This window comes from Kothea flammea (assembly GCF_052161645.1).
Classification (GTDB): Bacteria; Planctomycetota; Planctomycetia; order Pirellulales; family Pirellulaceae; genus Laterigemmans.
Genome location: NZ_CP197414.1, coordinates 2,463,549 through 2,489,573 on the forward strand (window position 1 = coordinate 2,463,549; position 26,025 = coordinate 2,489,573).

A 26,025-nucleotide genomic window follows, 5' to 3' on the forward strand; every position below is an offset into this window, starting at 1 on the left:
AGGTCCGCTGAGACCTGCCAGTTGCCGCGGTCCTCCCGCATCACACCCAGCACATGCTTAGCTGCGTTTCTTTGCACAGCTGATGCAATAGGGCGTATAAGAAATTAATTCGAGACGTTCTCGATCAATTAGTTGGCCGCAATCGACGCAGGTACCAAAGCTGCCATTATCGATATCGCCATTCAAGCGATCGCGCATGCTGCGCAATTGCAGCCGATACTGCTCCAGCTCAGCGGCGGAAAAAGCCTGTTCTGGGGGCATGATCCAGCGGCTCCGTTGCGGGGATAACGAACTGGGATCTATCCCGCTGCAAACGCAGCGTCAAAATTTAATGTTCCCAAGATTGAGAGCTGTTGAACGATTGGAAAACAAGTGTCTTCCTACGCTCCGCGCGAGCAGCGTATGCTCCGGCTTTCGCGGAGCGAAAGGCGAATTTAAAATTCCGCTCTTGCTTAAATGGCCCGAATTCGCAAGCCATCTTCGCTTAACGCAAATCGCTGGATATCACTCTCGCGGATAATTTCATCGAGTTGCTCCGGCGTGATTGTTTTCCCGTTGGCGGCAACTCGCTTTAGCAACTCCCCCACAGGCGTCCAACCCTCCGGATCGAGTTGCAAGCCGATCGACTGTGGTTCGTGCCGCAAGACGAATGTCAAGTATTTGCTGATTTTTGTGAGGCGTTTATTCATCTCCGTAGGCTACTGGATTATCAAGCCCGAGCCTAGCTGGAGCGTTGCCACTTTGATTAGGATTTATCCCAATCCCCAGCACTCGTTTCTTAGTAAGCACCTCGACATAAGTCTTTCGGTCATATCAGCCGCTTGGCGCCAGCCTGCGGTTTTCACAGCACAACACACCACCGGGAACCGCACGCTGGCGCGAGGCGGCTGATTCCGTTTTGCTTGATGACTTATTGGGAGGTGCTTAGCTGTGAGCGCTACCAGTGGACGCTGGGGTTGACGGCGATGGCCGGGGGTAAGCCTGCCGGCAAGGGGTGAATGGCAGGATGAAGTGTATGGGCAAGAATCTCTAGGCTATCGAGCAATCGTGGACCTGGACGGCTGAAATAGGCTGAGCCATCGACCACGTAGACTTGGCCCGACTTCACGCTGGAGAGTGATGTCCAGTCCTGATAGGTGCTTAAGATGGGGATATCTTGCAGTGCTCGTTTCACGTCATAGCCGCAGCAGGCGATGATCAGGACTTCGGGGTCGGCGGCAACAATCGTGTCCCAAGGAATGGTGATTGAACGCTGGCCAGCAACGCCAATCACTTCGCGACCGCCCGCTAGGTGTACCAGTTCCGGACTCCAGTGCCCGGCGCTGAAAGGTGGGTCGATCCATTCCAGCAGCATCGTGGTGGGGCGATGCAGGATTGTTTCGCTGCGGTTGGCTACAGTCTGCATGCGTTGCCGGAGCGATACTACATAGGCTTCGGCGCGTTGCACACAATCGGTCGCGCTGGCAACTTGTTGGATGCCGGCAAAGACATCCTCAAGGCAGCTCGGTTCGAGATTAATCACGCGGGGATTTCCGGGCAAAGTTTCGACAGCCTTCACGATCTCGCTTTCCGCCACCGCGCAAACGTCGCACAAGGCTTGCGTCACGATCAGCTCAGGTTTCAGTTGCTTGATGCAGTCTAGATCGAGAGCATACAAGGCTTGTTCCGACTTCACTCGCTCGCGGACCATCGTGTCGATTTGTTTGCCGCTGGCATCCGCCGGGATGAGTGATTTGGTCACGCGGGGTAAATCAGTTACCCCGGCCGGGAAATCGCATTCGTGGGACACCGCCACGAGTGATTCCCGCAGCCCCAAGCCGCAGATGATCTCGGTAGCACTCGGCAACAATGAGGCAATTCGCATGGTCAACTCGGAAAATGTCGGGTGCCAATTTGGCGGATTGGTTCTCTCGGACAGATGATTGGCTTGGCAGCTTCGCCGCGCGACGCGATTATACACGGATCCGGGCGGGGGCCATCCAGCCCACTTGGTGACGCTGGCCCGGCAATTGTCATTTCTTCATGGCTTCTGCACAAAGCAGTTTTTTCCCGAACCTTCGAGTTGACACGACGTACTACCAGCAATCAGAATGCATCTACGGAAGGAAACCTTTTCTTCTTGTATTCCCGAGGCCGAGATTCCGTGAAATCGCTCCGTCAGGCTACTCCGTTGCTCGCGCTGCTTGCCCTTTTGCTGGGTAACGTTGCTGGCTGGGTGCATGTCGGTCAGCATGCGGTCTTAAGTGCGGGGCACTCGCTCGCAGATGACCGGTCCCAGGATGCCGATCAGGCGGTGCGCGAAGGGAACTGCTGTCAGCACAGCGTGGCGAAGCCTTGCGGCAGCAATGCTGATGCCCCCGCGTCTGATGCCCCCGCGTCTGATGCCCCCGCGAACGCCGCGCCCCCCTGCGGTGACCACGAGCATGACGCCGATGAATGTGCGACTTGTCAGCATTTTTATCAGGCTCGCCAACTGATCCATCTTGATTCCGGGTGCTGGTGTCCCGATGCGATTTTGGTCGTGTCGCTCACGCTGCCAGTTCAACCCGGCCTCAGTGCTACGCTCGACGCCTCCAGCAATTACCGCCGCGGTCCTCCGCTCAGCTAATCGATTGATGCAGTGAAGGCTTGCCTGTCGCGGTCGTTCGCTTTTGCTGTCTCCTCGCCCACGTGCGTCGGTGCGATGGCAAGACGATTTAGCAGTTTGCTGAATGGGAACGTTTCTGTGACGGAGTGACGGCTTTTCGCCGTCCTCGAGGCTTGCTCGCAGCGAGCGTGCTGTTCTAACGCTTGCTGATCCTCATTCCGGTTATCTTGTGTTCGAGCGAGTATACAGTGGCTACAGTTCGCGAACTTCCCACGGCGGCCGAGCGTTTATCCGGGTTGCTGACCAGCGATTTTTGTCCTGGCTTTAACCGTTATGTTTATTGGTTGAAGGAACCCATTGGCTGGTTCGTGCTGGCAACCTTGATCAGCGTGATCGTGGGGCTGTATGTGACGCCCGTTGGGTGGACCATGGCGGTTGCGTTGTCGGCGGTAATGTTGGTCGGCGTGGCTTGGCCATTCATCGCGGTTCGCAGTGCGGTCTGTGGGCTCTACCCGGAAGTATCCGCCGTTCACGAAGGGGACGCTTGCCGGCTGTTCTTTACCGTTCGCAACCGGTTGCCCGTCCCTGTCTGGGGTTTGGCAGTGGAAGGCTACTTGGATTGTGACCAGGCCGCCGATGTTCCCACGGTCAGCTTAGCCTGGGTTCCGCCGCTATGCACCGCTGAATATCCGCTCGCGATTCAACCCCAATTGCGAGGCCACTATCCGATCGTGCAACCTCAAATCGCTTGCGGATTCCCTTTCGGAATTTGGACCGCGCGAAGACCGTTAACAACCTCACAGCGTTTGACCGTTTGGCCCAAGGTTTACCCGATCGCGGGTATTTGTCCGCTCGCCGGTAGCAGTCCGGCGGAGGATGGAGATGGCCAGCGTCCCGGCGGCGGCGGTGATCCCTTAGGGTGTCGTGGGTATCGGCAAGGTGATTCGCCACGCCACATTCACTGGGCGCACTCCGCTCGCACGGGTGCGTTGATTGTTACTGAGCGCGGCGCGCCGCAGCGAGTTGCAGTCGATGTGATTGTTGATGTCGCTCCACCCGTTTCCGTCCAACGATTGGGTGATGCTGCCGTTCGCCAGCAGCTTGCCTGGCAAATGCGAGTGGCTGCCAGTGTGATCAGTAATTTGCAGGCCACCCATGTTCAGGCGCGGTTGGTGTTGGGTGACCAAACGATCCAATTTGGCGCCACCGTGCAAGGCCGCAGAAAGTGCTTCGACGCCATGGCTTCTCTCCAGCCCGGCACGCTCGCCGATCAACCCGGCCAGCCGAAAAGCACAGGTTTCGCCAACGGCAGACACACCCAACCGCGGACGAATCATGTTGAACTGAGAATTACCGGCGAACCATTTCAGCCCGAGCAAATTCGGTTAGTTCTCAGTGGCGTCGCCAGCGGTCGGGCGCGAGCTGTCGACGGTCAACTGGTGATCCATTGCGACGCCGGTCTCGAACTGACGCTTAATCGCCTCTGGCGGGAGATCGGCAATGTCGCCAAGGTCGCCTGAAGTCTCGCTCCCGCGAATTCGCTTCGACCGCCGTCGCGTGGAAACTTTGGCCATGGCTTGCATTCCCATGCTGGCGTTGTGGTTGCTGCGGTTGGGGTTCGAGTCGCCAATGATTCTGGCCATTGATCTAGTTAGTATCTTGCTCAGTGCCCTGCTCTTGGGTGTCGCGTTGCTGCGGAGAGCGAGTCGTCCGCTGGTCGCCAGCCTGACGGCTTGGCTCCTGCTAACTCCGCTGGCAAGCGGCTTGTTTGCCCGCTATGGTTTGGCCGCACCGTTGGCGAACGAAATGATTGGGTTGACCACGCTAGGCTGCATTGGAATTGCCGTAGCTATGCTGTCGCGTGGCAACCGCGGATTGACCTTGGCGATAATTTCCAGCGGTTTCCTGGCACTTTTTACCGCCTTTACTTCGGATGATTTCCGCGCCGTCGGCCTGCCCGTGATCTGGATGTTGGTTTGCATTTGGCATCTGGTGGCGAACCATTGGGAGAGGTTAGAAGTTTGCCTACCCGCTCGCGTTCAACGTAGCGCCACCATCCGCCCGCTGACAGTCGTATTCGCGGTCTTGATCAGCACCGCGGGCGGACTGCTAGTTCACGGTCGGTTGTCGACTCCAAATAAAATCGGCTGGGGTGTGATGCCCACCAGCGGTGGCTCCCAGTGGTCTGACCCCTCGGCTAATTCCGGCGTCGGCAGTGGTGACGCAGCAATTGCCGCGCAAGAGCATGCTGATTCTTTCGGTGCGGTGGATTCAAATATTTTTCTTGAATCCGACCAATCTTCACTGTACGACATGTTCAGCGAAGCACTTGGTGAGCCAATCATGAACCGACGTCAAGAACGTCGCCAGGGACTGAACGGACAGCAGGTGCAAGAGAACCATAAGGATCTAAGTCAAAGTCACAAAGGGGGAGGCTCGTTTTCCCTCACGCGGTCGCGACCCTCCTCCGCCAAACGGCACCAAGAGGACAAACTTAAACGTGATGTCTTGCAGTGGATCGGTCCCACCGGCATCAGCTTGGCGTTGCACCACTATGATCGATTTGATGGGATTCAGTGGCATCCGTATCAAGGCAGCCCGGTTGAATATCTTCACAAACGGCACTGGGAAGGCCAACATTGGTTTCTCGATCCCCGCCGGCAGCAAGCGCACGATCGCCCCGATTTAAAAGTCAACTCTCTCAAGGTCATTCGGCTTGATAGCAATCGCCTCGCCAGCCCAATGATGACCCTGGGGGTCCACATTAAAGATGTCGAACGCCCTGACTTCTTTGCCATTGGACCGGACGATTGCTGGTATATGCCAGCCCGTGAAAAAGTCCCCTCGCTGAGCATTGTTCATTATCTCTCGGAACAAATTTGGGAAGACGACTTGCTCGTGCCCGGCGCTTTAATGAGGTCCCTGCCCTCGCAATCGCAGCCCGCTGAACCAACACCGGAACTTACGTTGGGGCGTGAATTAGCAGCAAGGTTGGCAGCGGAATGGACCGCATCCATTGCTTCACCCTATCAGCAAATGCGAACCATTGTCGAACACTTGCGGCGCGACTTCCAGTTCGATCGAACCGTCGCCAGCGATCAAGCAGACCCGCTGGCACATTTCCTCACCCACCGCCGCGGCGGCGATCATCTGTTTGCCGCAGCCGCCGCGGAAATGCTGCGGTCACTCGGCCTCAAAGTGCGGTTGGCGACTGGATTTTATGTCTCCCAGGCACGCGTTGATTACACCGCGGGGCACACTGCGATTCTGCCCGAGGACGCTCACGTGTGGCCCGAGGTCCGGTTGCGGGATGGCCGTTGGATTGGGATTGAACCGACTCCCGGGTTTCTTGAGCCCAGTTTCCAGCCCTCTTGGAAATTGGTTTGCCAGCGAGCCTTGACGAACACTTGGCCCACCTTGGCTGGTGGCTCAGCGCTGCTCGTGTTCTTAATTGTCACGCGTTTATATTGGATCGATTGGCTGCTGTTGGCCGTCTGGACGATCCGCAGATGGACACCTGAGCGTCGTCGTATTTCGCTCACGGTTCGTATTTTGGAAATGCGTGCAAAGGTTGCCAAGTGTCCGCGGGCGCTTGGCGTCAATCATCGTGATTGGTTGGCATCGCTGGCTGTCGGCGATAGCTCTTTGGCCGACAACGCAGATCAATTTTGCGTCGCTGCGGAGCAAATCATTTTCGGCCAACGCGCCGCCGCTGGGGATTGGTCGCATGCTGCTGACTCATTAATTCGTAATATGAACCTGCGATTCTTTAGCCAACACCGCACAAGCCAAAGCACTGAAAGAACTTAACATCGTGAACTCCGTCTCGAATCAACCGTCTCAGGTACCTTTTGTTACGCCGGACGCACCGGCGAGCGAATTCGACGTGCAGCACAAGCTTGCTGAATTGCGAGCTCGGCTCAATGGAATTTTGTTGGGTAAGCGGGGCCAAATTGAATTAGTGTTAGCCTGCCTTTTGTCAGGTGGCCATCTTCTGCTTGATGACCTGCCCGGCACCGGCAAGACGACTTTGGCCAAGGCGCTGGCTGCTTGTCTCGGTGGCCGCATGGGGCGCATTCAGTGCACGCCCGATTTGCTGCCGACCGATGTGACAGGTTTCAACCTCTTTAATCAAAAGACGCGCGAGTTCGAGTTTCATCCCGGTCCCGTTTTCGCCGATATACTGCTCGCCGACGAACTCAACCGCACAACTCCGCGGACACAGAGCGCTTTGCTAGAAGCAATGGCCGAGCGGCAAGTCACGATCGACGCGCGGCCTTACAAGTTGGCAGATACTTTCTTTGTGATTGCCACGCAAAATCCCATCGATTCTCACGGCGCTTATCCGCTGCCGGAGGCTCAGCTTGATCGCTTTACGTTTAAACTCGAAATCGGCTATCCCGATCGCCAATCTCAATTAGAGATCTTAGCTGCCGACCAGGGAACGCACACCTCGCCGGAGCAAACTGCACCGGTGCTGGAGTTGGAACAACTGAAAAAGCTGCAGCACCTGGTGACTCAAGTTAGCGTGCACGGTCGCATTCGCGAGTATTTAGTCGATCTGGTCGAAGCCACTCGCAGTGACGCAGCCGTGCAACTGGGAGTCAGCCCCCGTGGGATGTTGCACTGGCAACGTGCCGCGCAAGCCTGGGCAATGCTGGCCGGACGTGATTATGTGACTCCAACCGATGTTGTCGAAGTCTCGCGAGCGGTACTGTCCGTTCGTTTGCTCACGGTCAGTGATGATGTTGAAACCGCGATTCAGAGAATCATGCTCTCGGTCCCCGCTCCAGAGTACAAATAATGATTAAGCGATTTAGGCCAGCAACTGCTAATGCATCATCCCTCCGGTGCCTCCCGTCTCTGCGGGCCGCAGCACAATTGCTGACGCTATGTTCGGCTTTGTCTCTGCTCAGCTTGCTTTCAGGTTGCTCGCCTGAGGAACCGACATCGAAGAAGACTTTATTTGATGAGGACCACTATGTTCCTCCACACTGGCCCAGCGATATCAATGACTTGGCGGAGAAAATAGCCACGCGTGTGGAGGCCATTGGTTCGTCCGCCGCAGACCAAGCAGCCGCGATTGCTGAGCTGAAAGATCTTATTATGTGGGCTCCTGAAATCGCCGCGGAAACTGATTTAACTGAGGAACAATGGAATCCCCTTTATCAGCAAAGTGAATCGCTCAGAGCAAAACTGAAGCGGAGCTCCAACGAATTGCCAGCTGGGTTGGCTCAAGAGATTCGTGATTTTCATCAGGAAATACTCCAAGCGATTGAGTTATTGCAGGCCGCTGAAACTCCTCCACCAGTTGACTTTAGCTCGCAGGATCCAGCATGAACGAGTTGCTAACTTCCACAATTTACGGTGGCTTGATTCGCTTTGTGCAGGGCGCCGCGAGTGCCACACCCACTTTGCTCGTCGGCTTGTTGATCGCTGCCGTGCTGAGATACTACCTGAGAACCAAGGGGACTCAGCAACTATTTGGGGGTCAATCGCTAAGAGCTTTGCCCCAATCGTGGGCCGTCGGCATGCTGCTTCCCGTCTGCTCGATCGGAGTGATTCCGATTTTGATCGAGATGCGGCGGGCCAAGGTGAAGCCCGGCGCGCTGAGTGCCTTTGCATTATCAGCTCCATTATTTAATCCGCTCTCGCTCCTCTATGGCCTAACGCTCTCACGACCACTCGTGATCCTGATGTTTGCTTTCGGGTCGCTGCTGGTGGTTACCATTGTGGGCTTGATCTGGGACCGCGCGGCGAGAAACGACAGTCATCCTGCGGGAGACGAGCCAGAAGCCGATTCTGAAATCATTGGACTCAGCCGCTTAGTCGCCGTGGCTACGCATATGATGCGGCAATTGGCCGGTCCTGTCGGCTTTTGGAGCGTGATCGCATTGTCTGGCCTCATTCTGCTGGCTGCCGTTTTGCCTTGGGGGTCGATGCAGTCGGCGGTGGAGCAGGACGACCTCTGGGCTCCAGCCACCATGACGGCTGTTTCGATTCCCGTCTATGCGACCCCGATGTTGGCGATGAGCCAATTAGGGATGATGTTCCAGCACGCTAATTCGCCCGGTGCCGCCTTCGTGTTGCTGGTTTTGGGGACCGGCATGAATTTTGGGATTCTTGCTTGGTTTGCCGTGAACTATGGCTTCAAGCCAGTCTCGATTTGGTTTGTGTCGGTTGTCTTAACCGTAATGGGAATTGCCTACGCGATTAATCAGCCGCTGATTCCACCCGGCGTCGAGCCAGCTGGGCATACCCATGCATTCGACATTTATACCACACCAATTCCTCCTTCTGTGTCCGCTGACTTCGGACTGGTCAGCGAATTGATCAGCAAGTCGGTCGCACTGCCTGAGATGATCGGATTCGGAATACTCGCCTGTTTGTTACTAGCTGGGATTGTTTTGCGCATTTTTGGCATTGCCGAAAAGAAAGTCACCGTCTCGGAAAACCAAGAGGCGGCAAATACTGAACTGGGCTTTGATCGCATTGTTTCCCCGCAAGTCGTCGGGGCAACCATGTTGTGCGGATTGATTGCTCTCAGCGTTGTGATGTGTTATGGCTATTACCCTGGCCCAGAGGAAGCACTCGAGGAGATCCGCGTTGCCCGCGCCGAAACACTCACTGCCGCCGGGTCAGGGCAGATCGAACACGCCTTGCATTGGCTCGGTATCTGGGACGACTGGAGCCGTCGATTGGAGGTCGGAACTTATATCCGTAACTTCGAAGTCCGACCTTATCAAAGAATGCAAGGATACTTGATTCGCAAAAAGCTGGAATTGCTTGAGCACGAACTGGAGCACGATCCATTTGAGCCGGAGGAAACAAAACTGGTGATTGAACAAATCTTCGCAGTCAATAAACGCTGGACCGACTCTTTCCGCAAATAAGCAGTTAGCAGTTAGCAGTTAGCCGTTTTGGCACTAGCCACGGTTCTCCCGTTAGCCGCTTGGCCCGCAGGCGCGGGCTTTTTAGTCAGCGTATTCCCCATTCGCACGCAAACAACCAGCCCCACAAAGAGGGTCGCTCCCTTCGCCCCCGGGACTGGCCTTGGAAAAATCACATTCCGCATAGGAAATCTTATTAAGGCCAGCTTTGGGGGGGAAGGGCTGGATATGAGAGGGCCGCGGCGCCGTACGCCGGGGCGCTCAGCGCGGCGACACCAAACCAGGTTTGTCATCGCTCGGTCGGCCGCAATTAAAAAATGAATAAGGAAAATTGGAGAATGAAAAATGCAAAATGAATTGGTTGGCAATAGCTCTTTCATCTCCCAAACTCTCTGCCAAACTATTCACCTGCAACGGAATGGTGGCTAGCGCCAAAAACCGCGAACAGTCCTATATCCGTGATTTTATAGTCACCGGTCGGCGTGTGTTGCCAACTCTTAATGATCGGGCAAACGCCGCGAGATGTCGCGCAGATACCGTCGTGCACGTATGGCACCATCCAACACTTTGTTCGGGTGTCCGCTCGGTTTACCGGCGATTTCCAACATATGGTACCGTCAAATCGCAGCCGATCGAGTTGATCGAGTTGATCGAGTTGATCGAGTTGATCGATGAATTGATGCCAATCGATATCCCCATCACCCGGTGGCAGGTGATCATCGCGATTGCTAAGGTTGTCGCTTGCGTGCACCATCATGATCGTGGCGATCGAGACGATCAGGATGCGAACAGATTTCGATCAAGCCAAACCCGGCGCTGCGGCTTGGTTCAAGGCAATCAAAATTAACCTGCTCGATGTCAAGATGAGCAATCAGTGAGTGTTGGTCCCAGAGAGAACGCGAGACTTCGCTGAGATCAGCAGGCAATTTGGCAATTCACGGGGATCCTGGGGCTTGTTCAAAGTGGAATGGGGGCCATCACTGCCAACGACAAGAGCCCAGGCAACGTCCGCTAAAAATGCGCCACCCAAAAACTCCACTACCCGGCTGCGGGCTTGGTCATTCTGATAATGAGGTTCGGAAGTATGCACCGTAGTCAAGTGACCGAAACGATGTGCGAAGCTTTTTGGAACGGGATATCCTCGAACAAGCCTCGCTTCCAACAGTGATTTGGGGAGCAATTTGCGGGCCAAGCTCAACAGTATCGCATTGGCTATCTGGAATGTCGTTCGCCGACAATTCCGCTACACTTAGGGCCCGTGGCGAGCCCTATCGCCAAGCTCAAGGCAATCTGCTTGTTTCGGGGGTTGGAATCACTTGGAAAGGTGGTAAAACGATCAAGGCTTTCGATGCACTTGAGCCCATTGCTGGCTTGTTTCCCGGTGCTGATTTCGTCAACTAACTATTATTTCTGCGCTGATGAGCATTGCTTTAATCATCTTGTTGCCTTTCTTCGGCGCGATACTGCCGGCGTTGATGATTCGTTCCGGCCGCGATGCTTGCGCGATCGCAACGGGGTCGGTGAATGCACTCGCCCTGGCACTCTTGCTGGCGCACGTCCCTGCAGTCATGCGGGGTGAAGCAATTCGCGCCGATTGGCCTTGGATTTCCCGATTGGGACTCGATATTCAGTTTGCCATCGACGGCTTGGGATTACTATTCGGGGCGATCATTCTTGGCATTGGATTGTTGGTCATCATCTATGCCAGATTTTATTTGGCAAAGCAGGAGCCAATGGGCAATTTTTATTGCTACTTGCTGCTCTTCCAGGCCGCGATGGTCGGGATTGTGCTGTCCAATAACGTTTTGCTGCTGTTGGTGTTCTGGGAATTGACGAGCTTATCTTCGTTCTTGTTGATCGGTTTTTGGGGGCATACTGCGGCTGGGCGACAAGGTGCGCGGATGGCGCTAACTGTCACCGCCGGTGGCGGCTTAGCGCTGATGGCCGGCCTGCTGTTGCTCGGTCGCGTCGTTGGCAGCTACGACTTATCGATCATTCTGGCCAGCGGCAAATTGGTGCAAGAGTCAGCGCTTTATCCCTGGGTGTTAGCCCTGATTCTGATCGGTTGTTTTACCAAAAGCGCGCAGTTTCCGTTCCACTTTTGGCTGCCTCACGCCATGGCGGCTCCGACACCAGTGTCTGCCTACTTGCATTCGGCAACGATGGTTAAGGCGGGCATATTTTTGCTGGCCAGGTTGTGGCCCGTGCTCTCAGGAACCGAGTTATGGTTTTACTCTGTTACCATCACCGGCCTGATCACTATGACGCTGGGAGCTGGAATTGCGTTTTTCAAGGATGACTTAAAGGCAGTATTGGCCTATTCCACGATCAGTCATCTGGGCCTGATGACGATGCTTCTCGGGTTCTCGTCCCCGTTGGCCGTCGTGGCTTGCATGTTGCATGTCATTAATCATGCGACTTTCAAGGCCGCCTTGTTTCTCAACACGGGGATCATCGACCATGAGGTGGGGACGCGTTCAATCGGCCGCCTCGGCGGACTTCGCCATCTGATGCCCGTGACTGCCATCATGGGATGCATCGCGGCGGCATCGATGGGGGGCCTGCCGCCACTCAATGGCTTTCTCTCCAAGGAAATGATGCTGGAGGAATCGACGCACATCACGTTGGGCGGTACCACCTGGATGCTGCCCCTCATCCTGACTTTGGCTTCTGTTTTTTCCTTCGCGTATTCACTCCGCTATATCTTGCATGTCTTTTTTGGTCAACCGCGCAAGGATTATCCGCGCCCGCCGCACGATCCTGGGTTCGGGCTGTGGTTTACGCCGACGTTACTTGTCGTAGTGGTGATTTTGTCGGGGTTATTTCCGGAAACGTTTCTGGGTATCCCCGTCCGGCTTGCCGCGGCGGCAGTGATTGGCGGCGAACTGCCCAAGTTTTATCTTTCCCTTTGGCATGGTCTAACGCCCGCGTTATTCATGTCTATGGCAGCAATTCTGGTGGGAGCGGCTCTGTTTTTTGCATATCGCCCCGCCGCCTCGCTCTGGGAAACATTGCCTCGTTTCGCTGCCAAACCTCTCTTTGACAAATTTATTGCTGGCTTGAGATTTGTGTCGGCGCAGATTTCCACAACGCTGCATAACGGTTCTCAGCAGCGATACCTGTTCGTCATGATCGCAACCACAACTGTCCTTTGTGGATTAGCATTCGCTCAGCACTGGCAACGTTTCGAGGCGGGGACTCGTCCGACACTGCCGCTCAACCCCGTTGTCGTCGTCGCTTGGGGACTGCTATTGACCGCTTGTGGCTTGACCGTTCTAACGCATGCGAACCGCTTGGTCGCGCTCATCTTAGTGAACGTTATCGGGTTAATGACTTCGTTGGTGTTCATCTATTTTTCAGCACCTGACCTGGCGTTGACGCAAATTTCTGTTGAAGTGGTAACGCTCATTTTAATGCTGCTGGCTCTCTATTTCTTGCCCAAACAGTCTCAGCTGGAGAGCACCCCCGCGATGCGGTTGCGGAACGGAGCCCTAGCATTGCTTGTCGGGTTGGGAGCGGGGGGCCTGACTTGGACAATGATGACAAGGAAGCTGGATTCAGTCACGGCAGACTATTATTGGGACCAAGCTCTGCCCGGCAGCGGTGGTCGCAACGTTGTCAATGTGATCCTGGTTGATTTTCGTGGTTTTGATACCTTTGGCGAAATCTTGGTCTTGGGGATTTCAGCGTTGGTCATATTCGCCATGTTGGATGGCTTCGTGAAAGCAGTTGGCAAAGAAAACGCAGCGAAATGGTCCTCTGGAGTCAAGTACTCGCCAACTCGCCATCCCCTCATGATGGTCGTCGTCACCCGGCTGATGCTGCCGCTTTCGATCATGGTCGCTGTCTATATTTTCTTGCGAGGCCATAATCAGCCCGGTGGCGGATTTATCGCCGCCCTGGTCGTTTCCATCGCTTTGATCATGCAATACATGGCCAGCGGTTTCGGCTGGGCAGCGACAAAGATTCGTTTCGATTACCACGCCCTAATCGGTGGCGGCGCATTGATTGCCGCAGCTACGGGGATCACCGCAATGGTTTTTGACCTGCCCTTTCTGACCAGCGGCTTCAAGCATTTCTATCCGCCGATCATCGATGATTTTGAAGTCTCGAGCGCCTTGGCTTTTGACACCGGTATTTTTGTAACGGTGGTCGGTGGCGTCATGCTGGCGCTTGCACAACTCTCAAAATTGGGCCAGCAAATTACGGGTGGCACCGTTAACACATCCCCGATGGATTACAACCCCGCGGCGAGCTACGTCGGGCCAGCTTGCATAGCGGCCGACCAGCCAGCCCCGCTGCATGATACCTTGCAAGATACCTCCGCTCCGATAGCCAAGCAACGAGAAGCAAAGAAGGAAGATTGACATGGAACTCCTGTTTGCCAGTGCGGTGGCGGCAATAGCTGCTGCCGGTGTCTATCTGGTGCTCGCGGCACGGACTTTCACCGTAGTGCTGGGGCTAACATTGCTCTCCTACGCCACCAATCTGTTCCTGTTTTCGTCAGGGCGATTGGCGGTCAATCAGCCAGATATCATTACCGATCCAGCGCTCCCACATGCGGATCCAATTCCACAAGCGTTAGTCTTAACGGCAGTTGTGATCGCATTTGGTATGACTGCGTTGGTTCTAGTGATGTCGGTTCGCGGCTATTTTGAAAGTGCTGGTGACCACGTTGATTTGCTCGAAACTGAAGAACAGGTGGCGGCGAATCGACAATGAATCACTGGTTGATCCTACCGATCCTTTTGCCGGCAATTGTGGCCGCTTTATTGGCGCTGGCGGTCAGGAATGATATCGTTTTGGCAAGAACATTTTCGCTAGGGACGATGGTTTGCCTGGTGGTGTTGGGAATGATCCAGTTAGGCGCGTCCTGCGATGGCTCAATTCGCACCTATGCGCTGGGAAACTGGCCGGCACCCTTTGGGATCGTGCTGGTGTTAGATCGGCTGTCAGCGCTCATGCTGCTGTTAACATCAGTGCTGGGCCTCGGGGTGTTGCTCTATGCCATCAATGGCTGTGATCTCCAAGGCGCCCACTTTCACCCCCTCTTTCTTTTCCAGTTGACTGGTCTGAACGGCGCATTTTTAACCGGCGATCTGTTTAATCTTTTCGTCTTTTTTGAAGTGCTACTGATTGCCTCGTATGGCTTAATGGTCCATGGTGGCGGTGCTCGAAGGACGCGTGCTGGAATTCAATATGTTGTCGTCAATCTGGTAGGGTCAAGTATCTTTTTGCTGGCCTTGGCCTTAATCTACGGCGTCACGGGGACGCTGAATATGGCCGATTTCGCTCGACGCGTTGCCAGTGTTCCTCCTGCTGAGCAAGCAATTTTGGCAGCCGGCACCATGTTGCTGTTGGTCGTTTTCGGCATCAAGAGTGCCGTGGTTCCGCTCCATTTTTGGTTGCCCGGAACCTACGCCAACGCGGCCGGCCCAGTTGTTGCTTTATTTGCCATCATGACCAAAGTGGGCGTGTATGCCATTATTCGCGTGTTTCTTTTGGCGTACAGCGACCCCAGTGCTCAGCAAGCGTTTGCCGCTGCAGATTGGTTGTTGCCAGGAGCCATTGTGACTTTGGTCTTGGGGGCAATAGGGGTGTTAGCGGCAAGCCGAATTAGCCAGCAAGCAAGCTTTCTGGCGTTGGCATCGATGGGCACAATCTTAATTGCCGTCTCAATTTTTACGCCCTCCGGGATTGCCGCCGCGCTCTATTATTTGCTGCACTCCACCTTGGCTGTGGCGGCTCTGTTTTTGTTGATCGATGCGATTCAGGCTCGCCGTGGGGCGTTTGGAGATTCGCTCGTGTTGGCTCCTCGGTTTGAACATGCGGGGGTGCTGGCTGCCACCTTTTTTATCATCGTGGTGGCAGTGATTGGCTTACCTCCCCTCTCGGGTTTTGTGGGGAAATTATTGATTCTGGACGCAGTCTCTAATTCGGCTTATTGGGTCTTGCTGTGGACAGTGATTCTCTTGACCTCGCTGCTTATGCTGATTGCTTTCGCTCTCAGCGGAAGTCTGGTTTTCTGGAAAAGTGGGCAAGTTGCCGATCGCCTCGAGATTTCGGAAATGCCGCCGATTACCATGCCCATGGTGGCTATCGGTTCCATTCTTGCCGTGCTTGTGCTGCTGACCGGATTTTCCGGGCTGGTAACGATTTTCCTCGATCAAACGGCCGCACAGCTGTTTGCTCCTGATCAATATATCGAAGCGGTTCTGGGGGAAACGCTGGATACTCTCACTGTGCTCGAACTGGAGTTACACCCATGACCACGGACGTCTCGGATCAACGGACTTTCCTGCATCGCTACCTTCCGCATCCACTGCTCACTATCGCGCTTGTGTTACTCTGGGTTGCACTACTTAACAGCTTTACCATCGGAGGGTGGCTGCTGGGTATCGTACTGGGAATGCTGATCCCGTATTATACCGGCCAGTTTTGGCCCGAGCGGCCGATTATTCATCGCCCATTACTGGCTTTCTCATTTGTTTTACTGCTATTTTTTGATGTTTTTGTCGCCAACCTTCAGGTTGCCTACTTGATCATCTTTCGTCGCTCCACTGACTTGAAAAATCGCTGGGTTACCGTGCCCTTGGATCTAATCACTCCCGAAGGCATAACCGTCTTGGCGGGTACCATTACCTTGACGCCAGGTACTGTCTCGAGTGATCTGTCGGCGGATGGTCGAGCTCTACTCGTTCATTGTTTGGATGCTCGCAGCGATCAAGAAGTGGTGGATCGTATCAAGAATCGCTATGAGGCTCGCATCAAGGCTATGCTGCCATGATTATTCATTATGCTTTGATGTTTGGTTTCGCCGTCGTGGCGGTTGCATTGCTGATGAATCTTTGGCGACTAGCCATCGGTCCAACTGTTACGGATCGTATTCTGGCGGTCGATACGATGGTCATCAATTCAATTGCGATGATAATTCTGTATGGCATCAGCGCGAACACCGCTGTTTATTTTGAGGCCGCGCTTTTGCTGGCCATGTTCAGCTTCATTTCTACGGTAGCTTGCTGTCGGTTTTTATTGCGAGGCGATGTGATCGAGTAATGAATATCTACTGGGAAGCATTAGTTGCCCTGCATATCGTCATCGGTAGCTTCTTTATCTTTGTTGGCTCTTTCGGCCTAATCAAACTACCTGACTTGATGAGCCGTTTACATGGTCCCTCTAAATCTACCACGCTCGGCCTGGGAGGGTGCTTGGTGGCGTCGATGATCTATTTCGCAGTTACCGAAGGGCGAATTTCTGTGCAGGAAATTCTGATCACGTTCTTCTTGTTTATCACGGCCCCAGTGACTGCCCATCTCATCGCCAAGGCCTACTTGCACACGGAACCAGACTTACAGTCCAAGTTACCGCCCACGGGGAGGCCTTACGGATGGAGCACTTTCGAAGCGATCGATGAGGATGCACTCGCCGGTACAACTGCCGAACAGGTGGTGGTCGTCGCCAGCTCCGAAGGAAAACAGCAAGGTTCTTCACCAACCGGCTGAGCTAAGCACCTAGACATAAGGCTTGCGGCTATGTTAGCCGTTGATCGCTAGCTCACGGTTTCGAGGAACCGGACGCAAGCGAATTCCGGATGATTCCGTTTTGTTTAATGACTTATGCGGAGCTGCTTAGTTTGCTGCGGTTACAGGCCACAGGGCAAACAAGGATAATTAGCCCGCCGGGAGGCATGCACTGGCATTCGCTGCCCTCTTCTTGGTGGAGAACCGCATTGGCCAAGCTGAACTCTTTCCGTCAGTTAAAAACGGTCCGGCAACCCTAACAGTTAATCTTTATCAGCACGGAGCACAGCCACAAAGGCTTTCTGTGGAATATTGACATTCCCGAACTGCTTCATCTTTGCCTTGCCTTTCTTTTGCTTTTCCAGCAGCTTCTTCTTCCGCGTGACGTCCCCGCCGTAGAGTTTCGCCGTCACGTCCTTGCGATAGGGCGCGATGGTTGCCCGGGCGATGACCGTCCCGCCGATTGCTCCCTGGATGGGAATTTTAAATTGATGGCGGGGGATCGCTTCGGCAAGTTTTTCACAGTAATGCAAGGCGCGGCTGCGAGATTTCTCCCTATGCACCAAGTAAGACAACGCATCGACCGGCTCTTTGTTGACCAAGATGTCCACTTTGACAACGTCCGTGGTCCGGTACTCAATGGGGACGTAGTCGAATGACCCGTAACCGCGAGTGATCATTTTGAGCTTGCCGTAAAAGTCGAACAGCACCTCGCCCAAAGGCATTTCGCTGGTAACCTCCAGACGCCCTGCGGAGAGGTAGTTGATGGTTTGACTTTCGGAACGATGTTCCCTGCAAAGCTCCATCACCGGGCCGACGTATTCCTCGGGGCACAGGATGGAAGCTTTGATGTAGGGTTCGCTGGCTGCTTCGATGTTGGTTGGGTCGGGCCAATTGCTGGGATTGTCAACATCCAGCGTGGAGCCATCTTTCAGTGTGAGCTGGTATTTCACCGATGGCGCTGAAATCACTAGCCCCAAGTTAAATTCCCGCTCTAAACGCTCTTGGATGACATCCAGATGCAAGAGCCCCAAGAAGCCACAGCGAAATCCGAAACCCAAAGCGGCCGAACTGTCTTTTTCGAATGTTAACGCCGCATCGTTAATAGCCAACTTTTCTAAAGCTTTGGTGAGGTCTTGATATTCATCGGTGCTCATCGGATAAATTGAGGAGAACACGACTTGCTTTGCTTCTCGATAGCCAGGAATGGGCTCGCTGGCTGGATTGTCGAGCAGCGTGATAGTGTCGCCGATTTGAATATCTTGGACACTTTTGACCCCGGCAACGATGTAACCCACTTCGCCCGCGCTCAATTGCTGTCGCGGGTTGAGCTTAAACTGGTTGTAACCCAATTCATCAATGGTGTACTTTCTGCCCGAGTGCATAAAGTAAATGGTGTCGCGTTCGCGGAGCGTGCCCTCCATCACGCGGCACTGAAGGATCACGCCGCGGTAGCGATCGAAGAAAGCGTCAAAGACTAACGCCTTGACAGCCGCGTCAGGATCGCCCTGCGGGGCTGGTAGGTGTTCCACGATGCCAGCCAGCACGTCTTCGATCCCGAGCCCTGTTTTCGCGGAAACCGGGATGGCGGCGAATGGGTCAAGCCCCAGGTCCGAGTCAATTTCCTCTCGCACCCGTTCTACGTCGGCGGCCGGGAGATCAATTTTATTGATGACTGGCAGGAGTTGTAAGTCGTACTCAAGTGCCAAGTATAAGTTAGCAACGGTTTGCGCTTCGACTCCTTGGGAGGCATCAACAACGATCAAGGCGCCATCGCACGCCATGAGAGAGCGGCGGACCTCATGCGAGAAATCGACGTGACCTGGGGTATCGATCAGGTTCAATTGATAATCATTACCATCCTCAGCATGATAGCTGAGCGTGATGGTATTGCTTTTAATTGTGATTCCGCGCTCGCGCTCAATGTCCATCGAGTCCAACATTTGCTCATGAAGCTCACGTTGCGTTACGCCGCCACAAGCTTGAATCAGTCGATCGGCTAAAGTCGACTTGCCGTGGTCGATATGAGCAATGATGCAAAAGTTCCGAATATGTTTCATGCTGGTTTTTCTTCGCGGGACGGCGTTGAGCGTTGTTTAACTGGAATTGTTATCGGAATTCACACCACCACCGTGCGACTTTTCTTCTCGCTGGACTTTAAGCCTTCGTACCCACTGTTTCCAGCTATCGGCGATCGAATCCCGCTCTTTTTTCGGCGGCTCGTAGCCCTCAATGTTGTTTTCGGTGATTCGTGGTCGCGCGTACTGCAGAGCTTGGCGACATTTGCGGCAATAAGTTGGTGGCTTGGGAACGTCTTGTCCGCAAGTCGGGCAGCTATACTCTACGGTTGGTTTAACAGCCGCTTCGAAGAGGCCGCCCACTTGAGCAGCCGGAAACCAAGCACTGGCATCTTTACGAACCAACGTCGCCGCGTTAATTGTCTCTTCGCGAACAAGTTTGAGGAGATCTGCAGCGGAAAATGGCCCCACATCCTTGCCATTTTCTTGGTAAAACCACTTCGCCATCGGAATCGCCTTAGTGGGGTGCCAAACAGGTTAGATTGCCTCGATATGCAAACTTCTGCGGCGGCGTTCCTGTCGCCGAACGTCATCGATCAAGCTGGAGATTTCTTTCACATTGGCAATGCCCCGCAAATTCAAAGTCGGATGGCTGCGATCGCTGCTTTCCAGCATGATTCCGCCGACACCAAAGATCCGCTCGATCGGTCCTTGAGCGCAGCTTACGTCATCGATATCAATGACTTCAATGCGATCTGTCCGTCGCGACAAAATTCCCGACTGGTGAATAAACCGTTGCGTGGTCAGTTCATAACTCACTCCTAAGCGGCGATAGGCATAGACGGAGCCGACGATCAACCAGAGGACGGCGATCCCGATCAAAACCGGAATCACCGGAAGCCACTCGAACATCGCGCCGAGCACGATCGCGGCGATGGAGACGATTGCCGTCAAGATCCAGCTGCCAATCATTGCTTTGGGGCTAAAACCGCCTTTCCATAACGATCGCTCTTTGCCATCACCTTCCGTTAGTCCTTCCCGCAAGCTGGAGACTGCTTGCTCAGGACTTGCCGGTTTCGTGGGGGATTTTGCTGCTGGGGAGTGCTCCGTCTTTTCGGCCTCAGGATTACTCGCTTCGGCGGGGGACGTCGGTTTGTTCTCAGCCATCATCAAGATACCAAGCTAAATGAAAAAGAGGATCAGTTCTAGCGATCGCCCGGCCCTTCGATGGTGCCGGGGCGGTCAACGGAGGCGGGCCGTTAGAGGTGACAGCCAGCCTACGGCATAGTATAACCGCTGTTGGTTCCCACGTCATTCGTACCCATTTTCCAACCCAGAGCAATCCCGATGCGTTGTCCTTTTTGCCACGTTGATAACGACAGGGTTCTGGATACCCGCGCACTTGAAGACGGCTATGCAATTCGTCGCCGCAGACGCTGTAACGCCTGCCATCGCCGCTTTTCAACTTTCGAACGCATGGAACGGACTGCCATCCGAGTGGTCAAGCGTGATCAAAGCCGACAGCCCTTCGACGCTGAAAAGCTTCGCAGTGGAATCGAACGGGCTTGCTGGAAAAGACCCGTCAGTACCGAGCGGATTCAATCATTAACCCAGGAAATCGAGTCTGAAGTTTATGAACAATTTGAAACCGAGGTTCCCAGTGAGCAGATTGGCGAACTCGTAATGCAACACCTCTCAAAAGTCGATGAAGTTGCCTACGTCCGTTTCGCCAGCGTCTACCGTGACTTCAATGATGCCCAAGATTTTATTCGCGAGATATCACCCTATCTGCCAATTGGTAAACGTTGAATGAAAAGTGTCCCAACGCCGTTTGGTCGCCCTGACGTTAGCAGGAGTTTCCTTGGTTTTTCGCTCAGCCCATCGATGTCATTTTAATTACGACCAACTATTGCCGAGCTTCAGATTTGGATTTGCCAGCCATTAATCCAAGTCAAGATTGTAGATCGGCATATGCCGGTAATAGACTTCTAGACAGTAGATAGCCATGCAAGTTGTATAAAGCCGACCAGCTTGCCCGCCCCAACGTGACCGTTGAGGTGCCCAGCTCCCTTCTTCTTTGCCAAGCTTGATTTGGTTTGCCGGGAGTTGGACTCGCATCCGCTCGTTCCACAGTCGCCAAGGCGAGCCACCGTAGTGGTGTAAAACCTGAGTGGCATAGTACCAGTAGTAAAAGTTTTGGTCATCGATTTTAAAGATGTGATCGCTGACTAGTGAATTCACACATTTTGCCATTTCCGGTGAATCCCGTTTCCAACCCAGGTATTGTCGGCAAAGCATCCCTTCCGCAGTCATTTCTTTGGAAGGCGGGCTCTGAATTTGATAAGCGTACGCGGCGCCCCCGTAGTGTTGGACTGCATCCAGGAATTTGTCGACGTCTCTCAGCACCGAGGGGTTTACATCCAATCCAGCGGCCCGGCCGCTCTCCAAGGCCATCACGAACCAGCCCGTCACGGAAACGTCCGCATCCTGCTTGGGCTCATAACGCCATCCCCCCAGCCGACTCTGACTTTCTGCAGCAAAATTAATGGCTCGTTGGGCGGGCTCTCGCAACCATGAATCACGCGTCATGCCATACAGTTCACAAAGCGCTATGGTCGCCTGCGCCTGAGCGTACATTTTTTGGTGGCGAGGTAAGCCATTACCCATCATCCCACTGCGATCTTGCTTCGCAATTAACCATCGCGCGCCTCGATCGACTTGCTCTCGGTAAGGGCCTTGCTGATGCGTGTTGCCGTTGCCCTGAAAAGCCAGCAGCGCCATTGCCGTGGCAGCTAAGTTGTTCTCTGATAAAGCCCCATCGTCATAAGGCCCTCGCAGACTCCACGATCCGTCCTGCAATTGCTGTTTGGCCAGCCACTTTAAACCAAGCTGCACCGCATTCTCCGTCTCCGCAGTGCCACCGAAAGCAGCCAGCAGAGCCTCTTTCGAAGAGCCGCTGCGGCCGCTCAGCATGCCAGCGACCGGGACCGCCACGCTGTTGATCTGTGCTTGCACCGGCTCCATCGCCTCCAGCAAACTGTCGGGCGAGAATATTTGCTGCGGCAATTCGATCATTTCTTCGGCGACAGGCTCGATTTCCTCGGCAAGCGTGTCTTCGATGTCAGGTTCGGCGGCCGCCAGCTCGAACGAGTCGAAATCGTCCCCCTCATCGTTGGCCGCCCCCATTTCCAACACAATGTTCGTCACGTTTCTGCCGTAGGGTGAATTCATCAACGCCAGAATCAACATGAAAACCAAGTGCAGGACAAGGCTTACCAGCCAAGCGGGCGCTTCACGTTCGACCTTTAGCGACTCTGCCGATTCGTCCGCGCCAGCCTCGGCGACCGGCATTTCATCTTTCCAGAAAACCCCCCGCGCCGAGCCAACGCCGGTACTCGGTCCCCCCTGAGAGATGGCCGGCAAGCTGGGTGAGTTGACCGGTGGTGTGGCAGGTGGTAATTGCTGACCGCGCTGAGTTGTTTGCGGGGCGCGGATAGGGGGCAGTGTCGGCGTGGGCGGAGGAGGCGGAGGTGACTTGGTTGCTTCGAGCTTGCCCTGCACGTTACCGCCACCGGGATTGCCACCAGCGGGTGGGCTGGTGCCATTGAGTGGATCGATAGCGGGATTGGAGAGAGACAAAGCAACTTGCTCAAGATTTGAAAACGGATGGTCACATAGTTTTATTATGGCGCGATGTGCGGTGGCGTTGTCAACTGAATCGTCAAAAGGAGCGTAAATTCTGTGGGGAGTGGTAGGGAATAAGGAGAAACCAGCCGTTGTGACAGGAATAATTGTCATGACCAGATCTTTCTTCATCTTCCCTTGACACTTCGAGCCAGATCGTCGATATTATTAGCCGCGGGATGGAGCAGCCCGGTAGCTCGCGAGGCTCATAACCTCGAGGTCGTCGGTTCGAATCCGGCTCCCGCAACTTCTCTGTTTGGTTGGAACACGTTCCGACCCTCCAGTAAACGAAAAGCCGACGTGTTTTGCACGTCGGCTTTTTTCGTTTTATCCCGCTATCTACGAACGACTTGCGCCGATTGGCCGGGGGCGGTTTTCTTTCTCGGTTCTAGTTGAGAGATGACCCGAGAACGGGTCGGTGGCGGCTGGAACCGGTTCTGGGGCGGATTTCTTACGTTCTCCGTTTCTTAGGCCTCTTGGGTTACGAGCTGTTCGGTTCTCTCTTTGGGTCGGGTTGGGAAACGCATCTGACGCTGCAAATCGTTTGTCTTTCTGGGTCGTGACCGATTGAGACGGCCAGACGGTCGCTCAAAATCGCCCGATGGCGTTAAGTTGATTTGGAGAAGCCGAGAAAAGTGTTTTCGCGTTTGAGAGCCGCTGTTGAAGTATCCGACTACCCCCGACGGCCGCTACTTCGTCCACCAAGAACGTCTGTGGCTTTGCACAAATCCGAACCTTGACGAAGCCGAACGCCAGAAGTTCGTGAACGAATTGATGGCCGCTCGTCGCGAGGTTGGCGTCGCCAAACGGGCCGACGATGATGCCGCCCTGACTGTCGCACGTGCCCGCGTGAACGCCGCCAAAATTTCTCTCGGAGAACGCGGCCCGACTTGGTGGGATGACGACACCGACTTCACCCGGTGCCTGGTTAAGAACACACCCTACGCCAAATGGTGGGCAGAACGAGACGCCTGATCGGGGCTTCGTCGCGGCGAGATGAACGCTCAGCCGTCCAGCAGGACTTGGCCGACGACGCCGAGCAGAAACCCCAGCACGGCTCCGACGGCGGGCAGCTTGCGGTCGCCGTCTTTGGCTTGCGGTGCGAGATCTTGGAACGTCAGATACAAAATTCCGCTGGCGGCAAACAGCATGATGAATGCGACCAGTTTGGGGTACGCCGACAGATAGCTAAATCCGATCCAACCGGCGATCGGTCCCAGCGGCACCAACGCACACAGCAACCCGATGATCTTCCAATCGGAACTTCCGCCGCTGGCTTTCAACTCTCGAAACGAATTGAAACCCTCGGGCAAGTTTTGCAACCCGATCAAGATCGCCAGCAACGCGCCCGTGCTTTCGCCATGAGCGAACGCCGCGCCCAACGCGATCGCTTCGGGAACGAAATCCGACACCATCGCGACCAACTGAGCGGCCGAACTCTTCAATCGAGCCAACACCGTTTCCAAACCCCAAAACGCGATGCCACCAATCAAGAACGCCAACACGATCCAGCCGAGCGATAACTCACGCACGCCCTCAGGCACCAACACCAACGCGACCGCCGAGATCAACACGCCGCCGCCGAACGCGATCACGCTGTGCCGGAACTCGTCCTCGATCCACTGCGGCGAAATCCGCTCGAACATCGCGAGCACGCCACCGACCGGCATTGCCGCCCCCGCGATCGTCGTCATCACCAACACCTGAATCAACTCACTCATCCGTCGCCCCCACCCGCTTCACCGCCGCCCACCAAACCCAAGCGATCAACAACCCCTGCAACGGTAACCGAGCCACCAACGCCCAAAACGGAATCTCCGGAAACCGATCCGCGTGCAACACCATCTCCACGTTCGCCGGAAACACAGCCACCAACAACGCAATCAATCCCCACCCCGCCGCCCGCCGTAGCTTCGGTACTGCCACGCCAACACCACCGACCACTTCAAAGAACCCAGAAACGTAAACTAAGGCCAACGGCCAAGGCAAATAGTCCGGCATGATTTTCAAGTACACGTCCGGCGACACGAAGTGATTCACGCCGGCCGCGATGAACAAGGCGCAGATCAACCATCGGGAGAACTTGGTCACGGAATTCACCCGTCAGCCTTTACTTCGGGAGTGGCCGGCGGCGATTGTTCTCTCGGCCCTTCCAAGAGTGCCGGTGGAAGTGTTTGCTGCAAAGCACTGGTGTCAACTACGCCGCTGGCGATGTATCGGCGTAGGTCGTCTGGGTCGACCAAGGCTTCTAATGTTGCTTTCCGATAATCCTGGTCAGCTTGTTCCACGGCATCCTTCGCTTCGCAATACGCCTTGTCGAACGCTTCAAAGGCTGGTCCCAATGCTTTCTTTCCGTATCCCCGCAACACTTGAAGAATCAGTTTTCCGTAATCCATCGTCGCGAAAATAGCCCCTTGCGAGCCCTTTCGATTCGAGTGCAGCGTCGCTTGCAAGCGATTGAGTGCCGACTTGACGAACGAGGAGTCAATGACATTCAAGGCAATGATGCGACCCACAGCGTCGATCATTTGATCGAACAACGCTGGCAAACCAACCGCATCACGAATCTCTTCATAGATTTGGTCAAAGTTGACTTCGCCGTCCAGTTTCGGAACGATCGGTTTCTCAATCGCCTTGCCGTTGTCATGCAACCAGACCGCGACCGCAGTCGCTTGGTCGACCTGGTTGTGTTTTGAGAAGGTTTCCAATACCGGAATTCCAACCGTCAACCACCTTGGTTTATCCGGTGGGGCCAAGATGCTATCAAGGTGCCGGCAAGCCGCGAGAATCTCGACGGACGAACGATGATTCTCATCACGCGTATGGTTGGGGCTCTTGCGAACATAGGCACGGACCAGTGACTTCACGATCGCATGACGCTCTTCCAGTGTTCGATCAAATTGCTGATTGCTTTGGCTCATTTGGGAGATCTTTTCCTGGGCTTAATTCGACTAACAACCGACGTCAGTTTCGACGGTGGAAGCTCCGTTAAGGTACGGAACAATTCGGGTTGCTCGAAAATTCGATCCGCCATTGCTTGGGGAAGGTATCTCGCCAGCAACAGCAACTCGTCCTCGTCCGCTTCCAGCACGTCGGCCAGACGGTGGATCAGTGACTCCGATGGTGAACCGTCGAAATCGAGACGGTCGTTCTCGACTTTGCTGAGGTACGAAAAGCCAACGCCGACCAGCGGGGCTAGCTTCCGCAGCGAATAGCCTTTCGATTTGCGTAACGCTCGAATTCGGTCGCCAAGGGCGTTCGTCCGCGATTCGGCTTTCGTATTCATGGTTCGGTTCGGCCTAAGAGCGAAGTCAGCCTGCTTGTTC

At 54.7% G+C, this 26,025-nt stretch carries 26 protein-coding genes and 1 tRNA gene; 15 read left to right on the plus strand and 12 right to left on the minus strand.

Features of this window, described 5'->3' with window-relative positions; all coding sequences use genetic code 11:
- Positions 1 to 57: 57 nt before the first annotated feature.
- From SH139x_RS08830 to SH139x_RS08840, 3 genes are all read right to left on the minus strand, one after another.
- Positions 58 to 261, minus strand: a complete 204-nt coding sequence (locus SH139x_RS08830; protein ID WP_488354907.1) for a TraR/DksA family transcriptional regulator — start codon at positions 259 to 261, stop codon at positions 58 to 60.
- 191 nt (positions 262 to 452) lie between these two features.
- Complete coding sequence (locus tag SH139x_RS08835; RefSeq protein WP_488354908.1) at positions 453 to 689, minus strand: RNA 2'-phosphotransferase; 237 nt, start codon at positions 687 to 689, stop codon at positions 453 to 455.
- 248 nt (positions 690 to 937) lie between these two features.
- On the minus strand, positions 938 to 1,864 hold the full coding sequence (locus SH139x_RS08840) for a cobalamin-binding protein (protein ID WP_488354909.1): 927 nt from the start codon (positions 1,862 to 1,864) through the stop codon (positions 938 to 940).
- A 279-nt stretch (positions 1,865 to 2,143) separates the two neighbouring features.
- Here SH139x_RS08840 and SH139x_RS08845 point away from each other — a divergent pair, with 279 nt between their 5' ends.
- The 6 genes from SH139x_RS08845 to SH139x_RS08870 all read left to right on the plus strand — a co-directional run bounded on the left by SH139x_RS08845 (position 2,144) and on the right by SH139x_RS08870 (position 9,480).
- The gene (locus SH139x_RS08845) at positions 2,144 to 2,608 is read left to right on the plus strand and encodes a hypothetical protein (RefSeq protein WP_488354910.1); all 465 of its coding nucleotides are present in this window, start codon (positions 2,144 to 2,146) and stop codon (positions 2,606 to 2,608) included.
- Between the two features lie 227 nt (positions 2,609 to 2,835).
- Positions 2,836 to 4,107, plus strand: coding sequence for a DUF58 domain-containing protein (locus SH139x_RS08850; RefSeq protein ID WP_488354911.1), 1,272 nt, complete (start codon positions 2,836 to 2,838; stop codon positions 4,105 to 4,107).
- A complete protein-coding gene (locus SH139x_RS08855) occupies positions 4,088 to 6,397 on the plus strand; it encodes a transglutaminase TgpA family protein (protein WP_488354912.1) in 2,310 nt (769 codons plus the stop codon). Before SH139x_RS08850 ends, SH139x_RS08855 begins: the two co-directional genes overlap by 20 nt.
- A gap of 76 nt (positions 6,398 to 6,473) precedes the next feature.
- Positions 6,474 to 7,391, plus strand: a complete 918-nt coding sequence (locus SH139x_RS08860; RefSeq protein WP_488355988.1) for an AAA family ATPase — start codon at positions 6,474 to 6,476, stop codon at positions 7,389 to 7,391.
- 77 nt (positions 7,392 to 7,468) lie between these two features.
- Complete coding sequence (locus SH139x_RS08865; RefSeq protein ID WP_488354913.1) at positions 7,469 to 7,927, plus strand: hypothetical protein; 459 nt, start codon at positions 7,469 to 7,471, stop codon at positions 7,925 to 7,927.
- Positions 7,924 to 9,480 carry a permease gene (locus SH139x_RS08870; protein ID WP_488354914.1) on the plus strand — a complete coding sequence of 519 codons (1,557 nt, stop codon included), beginning with the start codon at positions 7,924 to 7,926 and terminating at the stop codon, positions 9,478 to 9,480. Before SH139x_RS08865 ends, SH139x_RS08870 begins: the two co-directional genes overlap by 4 nt.
- A gap of 397 nt (positions 9,481 to 9,877) precedes the next feature.
- Here SH139x_RS08870 and SH139x_RS08875 read toward each other — a convergent pair whose 3' ends face one another.
- The gene (locus SH139x_RS08875; protein ID WP_488354915.1) at positions 9,878 to 10,234 is read right to left on the minus strand and encodes a hypothetical protein; all 357 of its coding nucleotides are present in this window, start codon (positions 10,232 to 10,234) and stop codon (positions 9,878 to 9,880) included.
- Positions 10,235 to 10,895: 661 nt separating this feature from the next.
- On the opposite strand from SH139x_RS08875, the gene SH139x_RS08880 reads away from it, so the two are divergent.
- Genes SH139x_RS08880 through SH139x_RS08905 form a run of 6 tightly spaced genes read left to right on the plus strand, consistent with a single transcriptional unit; the run spans position 10,896 to position 16,979 of the window.
- Positions 10,896 to 13,844, plus strand: a complete 2,949-nt coding sequence (locus SH139x_RS08880) for a monovalent cation/H+ antiporter subunit A (RefSeq protein ID WP_488354916.1) — start codon at positions 10,896 to 10,898, stop codon at positions 13,842 to 13,844.
- Position 13,845: 1 nt separating this feature from the next.
- The gene (locus SH139x_RS08885) at positions 13,846 to 14,199 is read left to right on the plus strand and encodes a Na+/H+ antiporter subunit C (RefSeq protein WP_488354917.1); all 354 of its coding nucleotides are present in this window, start codon (positions 13,846 to 13,848) and stop codon (positions 14,197 to 14,199) included.
- Positions 14,196 to 15,746 carry a monovalent cation/H+ antiporter subunit D gene (locus SH139x_RS08890; protein ID WP_488354918.1) on the plus strand — a complete coding sequence of 517 codons (1,551 nt, stop codon included), beginning with the start codon at positions 14,196 to 14,198 and terminating at the stop codon, positions 15,744 to 15,746. The genes SH139x_RS08885 and SH139x_RS08890 overlap by 4 nt, the downstream gene beginning before the upstream one ends.
- Positions 15,743 to 16,264, plus strand: a complete 522-nt coding sequence (locus tag SH139x_RS08895) for a Na+/H+ antiporter subunit E (protein WP_488354919.1) — start codon at positions 15,743 to 15,745, stop codon at positions 16,262 to 16,264. Before SH139x_RS08890 ends, SH139x_RS08895 begins: the two co-directional genes overlap by 4 nt.
- Positions 16,264 to 16,533 carry a K+/H+ antiporter subunit F gene (locus SH139x_RS08900; RefSeq protein WP_488355989.1) on the plus strand — a complete coding sequence of 90 codons (270 nt, stop codon included), beginning with the start codon at positions 16,264 to 16,266 and terminating at the stop codon, positions 16,531 to 16,533. The genes SH139x_RS08895 and SH139x_RS08900 overlap by 1 nt, the downstream gene beginning before the upstream one ends.
- Positions 16,533 to 16,979 carry a Na+/H+ antiporter subunit G gene (locus tag SH139x_RS08905; protein WP_488354920.1) on the plus strand — a complete coding sequence of 149 codons (447 nt, stop codon included), beginning with the start codon at positions 16,533 to 16,535 and terminating at the stop codon, positions 16,977 to 16,979. Before SH139x_RS08900 ends, SH139x_RS08905 begins: the two co-directional genes overlap by 1 nt.
- Before the next feature lie 281 nt (positions 16,980 to 17,260).
- Here SH139x_RS08905 and lepA read toward each other — a convergent pair whose 3' ends face one another.
- The 3 genes from lepA to SH139x_RS08920 are packed head-to-tail and all read right to left on the minus strand — an operon-like array spanning position 17,261 to position 20,185.
- The gene (gene lepA, locus SH139x_RS08910) at positions 17,261 to 19,057 is read right to left on the minus strand and encodes a translation elongation factor 4 (RefSeq protein ID WP_488354921.1); all 1,797 of its coding nucleotides are present in this window, start codon (positions 19,055 to 19,057) and stop codon (positions 17,261 to 17,263) included.
- 36 nt (positions 19,058 to 19,093) lie between these two features.
- Positions 19,094 to 19,522 carry a DUF4339 domain-containing protein gene (locus tag SH139x_RS08915; protein ID WP_488354922.1) on the minus strand — a complete coding sequence of 143 codons (429 nt, stop codon included), beginning with the start codon at positions 19,520 to 19,522 and terminating at the stop codon, positions 19,094 to 19,096.
- 30 nt (positions 19,523 to 19,552) lie between these two features.
- Positions 19,553 to 20,185, minus strand: a complete 633-nt coding sequence (locus SH139x_RS08920; RefSeq protein WP_488354923.1) for a PH domain-containing protein — start codon at positions 20,183 to 20,185, stop codon at positions 19,553 to 19,555.
- Between the two features lie 177 nt (positions 20,186 to 20,362).
- Here SH139x_RS08920 and nrdR point away from each other — a divergent pair, with 177 nt between their 5' ends.
- Entirely contained in the window at positions 20,363 to 20,824 is a 462-nt protein-coding gene (nrdR, locus tag SH139x_RS08925; protein ID WP_488354924.1) for a transcriptional regulator NrdR, read from the plus strand.
- Between the two features lie 132 nt (positions 20,825 to 20,956).
- Here nrdR and SH139x_RS08930 read toward each other — a convergent pair whose 3' ends face one another.
- Positions 20,957 to 22,813 (minus strand): prenyltransferase/squalene oxidase repeat-containing protein, encoded by a 1,857-nt coding sequence (locus SH139x_RS08930; protein WP_488354925.1) that lies wholly within the window; start codon positions 22,811 to 22,813, stop codon positions 20,957 to 20,959.
- A 59-nt stretch (positions 22,814 to 22,872) separates the two neighbouring features.
- Between SH139x_RS08930 and SH139x_RS08935 the strand changes: the two genes are divergently transcribed.
- Together SH139x_RS08935 and SH139x_RS08940 are read left to right on the plus strand one after the other, a co-directional pair.
- Positions 22,873 to 22,946, plus strand: a tRNA-Met gene (locus SH139x_RS08935).
- 413 nt (positions 22,947 to 23,359) lie between these two features.
- On the plus strand, positions 23,360 to 23,674 hold the full coding sequence (locus SH139x_RS08940; protein ID WP_488354926.1) for a hypothetical protein: 315 nt from the start codon (positions 23,360 to 23,362) through the stop codon (positions 23,672 to 23,674).
- A gap of 29 nt (positions 23,675 to 23,703) precedes the next feature.
- On the opposite strand, the gene SH139x_RS08945 is transcribed toward SH139x_RS08940, so the two are convergent.
- The 4 genes from SH139x_RS08945 to SH139x_RS08960 are packed head-to-tail and all read right to left on the minus strand — an operon-like array spanning position 23,704 to position 25,985.
- Positions 23,704 to 24,420: a ZIP family metal transporter gene (locus tag SH139x_RS08945; RefSeq protein WP_488354927.1), complete on the minus strand. Its 717-nt coding sequence runs from the start codon at positions 24,418 to 24,420 to the stop codon at positions 23,704 to 23,706.
- Entirely contained in the window at positions 24,413 to 24,790 is a 378-nt protein-coding gene (locus tag SH139x_RS08950) for a DoxX family protein (RefSeq protein WP_488354928.1), read from the minus strand. The genes SH139x_RS08945 and SH139x_RS08950 overlap by 8 nt, the downstream gene beginning before the upstream one ends.
- Positions 24,791 to 24,795: 5 nt before the next feature.
- Positions 24,796 to 25,620: a hypothetical protein gene (locus tag SH139x_RS08955; RefSeq protein ID WP_488354929.1), complete on the minus strand. Its 825-nt coding sequence runs from the start codon at positions 25,618 to 25,620 to the stop codon at positions 24,796 to 24,798.
- A complete protein-coding gene (locus tag SH139x_RS08960; RefSeq protein ID WP_488354930.1) occupies positions 25,617 to 25,985 on the minus strand; it encodes a helix-turn-helix domain-containing protein in 369 nt (122 codons plus the stop codon). Before SH139x_RS08960 ends, SH139x_RS08955 begins: the two co-directional genes overlap by 4 nt.
- Between the last annotated feature and the right edge of the window lie 40 nt (positions 25,986 to 26,025).

What these genes read in the sequence shown, in the direction of transcription:
- SH139x_RS08830 (WP_488354907.1), bottom strand. Translation starts at nt 261, where the DNA reads ATGCCCCCAGAACAGGCTTTTTCCGCCGCTGAGCTGGAGCAGTATCGG.
- SH139x_RS08835 (WP_488354908.1), bottom strand. Translation starts at nt 689, where the DNA reads ATGAATAAACGCCTCACAAAAATCAGCAAATACTTGACATTCGTCTTG.
- SH139x_RS08840 (WP_488354909.1), bottom strand. Translation starts at nt 1,864, where the DNA reads ATGCGAATTGCCTCATTGTTGCCGAGTGCTACCGAGATCATCTGCGGC.
- SH139x_RS08855 (WP_488354912.1), top strand. Translation starts at nt 4,088, where the DNA reads ATGTCGCCAAGGTCGCCTGAAGTCTCGCTCCCGCGAATTCGCTTCGAC.
- SH139x_RS08870 (WP_488354914.1), top strand. Translation starts at nt 7,924, where the DNA reads ATGAACGAGTTGCTAACTTCCACAATTTACGGTGGCTTGATTCGCTTT.
- SH139x_RS08875 (WP_488354915.1), bottom strand. Translation starts at nt 10,234, where the DNA reads ATGATGGTGCACGCAAGCGACAACCTTAGCAATCGCGATGATCACCTG.
- SH139x_RS08880 (WP_488354916.1), top strand. Translation starts at nt 10,896, where the DNA reads ATGAGCATTGCTTTAATCATCTTGTTGCCTTTCTTCGGCGCGATACTG.
- SH139x_RS08885 (WP_488354917.1), top strand. Translation starts at nt 13,846, where the DNA reads ATGGAACTCCTGTTTGCCAGTGCGGTGGCGGCAATAGCTGCTGCCGGT.
- SH139x_RS08890 (WP_488354918.1), top strand. Translation starts at nt 14,196, where the DNA reads ATGAATCACTGGTTGATCCTACCGATCCTTTTGCCGGCAATTGTGGCC.
- SH139x_RS08895 (WP_488354919.1), top strand. Translation starts at nt 15,743, where the DNA reads ATGACCACGGACGTCTCGGATCAACGGACTTTCCTGCATCGCTACCTT.
- SH139x_RS08905 (WP_488354920.1), top strand. Translation starts at nt 16,533, where the DNA reads ATGAATATCTACTGGGAAGCATTAGTTGCCCTGCATATCGTCATCGGT.
- lepA (WP_488354921.1), bottom strand. Translation starts at nt 19,057, where the DNA reads ATGAAACATATTCGGAACTTTTGCATCATTGCTCATATCGACCACGGC.
- SH139x_RS08915 (WP_488354922.1), bottom strand. Translation starts at nt 19,522, where the DNA reads ATGGCGAAGTGGTTTTACCAAGAAAATGGCAAGGATGTGGGGCCATTT.
- SH139x_RS08920 (WP_488354923.1), bottom strand. Translation starts at nt 20,185, where the DNA reads ATGATGGCTGAGAACAAACCGACGTCCCCCGCCGAAGCGAGTAATCCT.
- nrdR (WP_488354924.1), top strand. Translation starts at nt 20,363, where the DNA reads ATGCGTTGTCCTTTTTGCCACGTTGATAACGACAGGGTTCTGGATACC.
- SH139x_RS08930 (WP_488354925.1), bottom strand. Translation starts at nt 22,813, where the DNA reads ATGACAATTATTCCTGTCACAACGGCTGGTTTCTCCTTATTCCCTACC.
- SH139x_RS08945 (WP_488354927.1), bottom strand. Translation starts at nt 24,420, where the DNA reads ATGAGTGAGTTGATTCAGGTGTTGGTGATGACGACGATCGCGGGGGCG.
- SH139x_RS08955 (WP_488354929.1), bottom strand. Translation starts at nt 25,620, where the DNA reads ATGAGCCAAAGCAATCAGCAATTTGATCGAACACTGGAAGAGCGTCAT.
- SH139x_RS08960 (WP_488354930.1), bottom strand. Translation starts at nt 25,985, where the DNA reads ATGAATACGAAAGCCGAATCGCGGACGAACGCCCTTGGCGACCGAATT.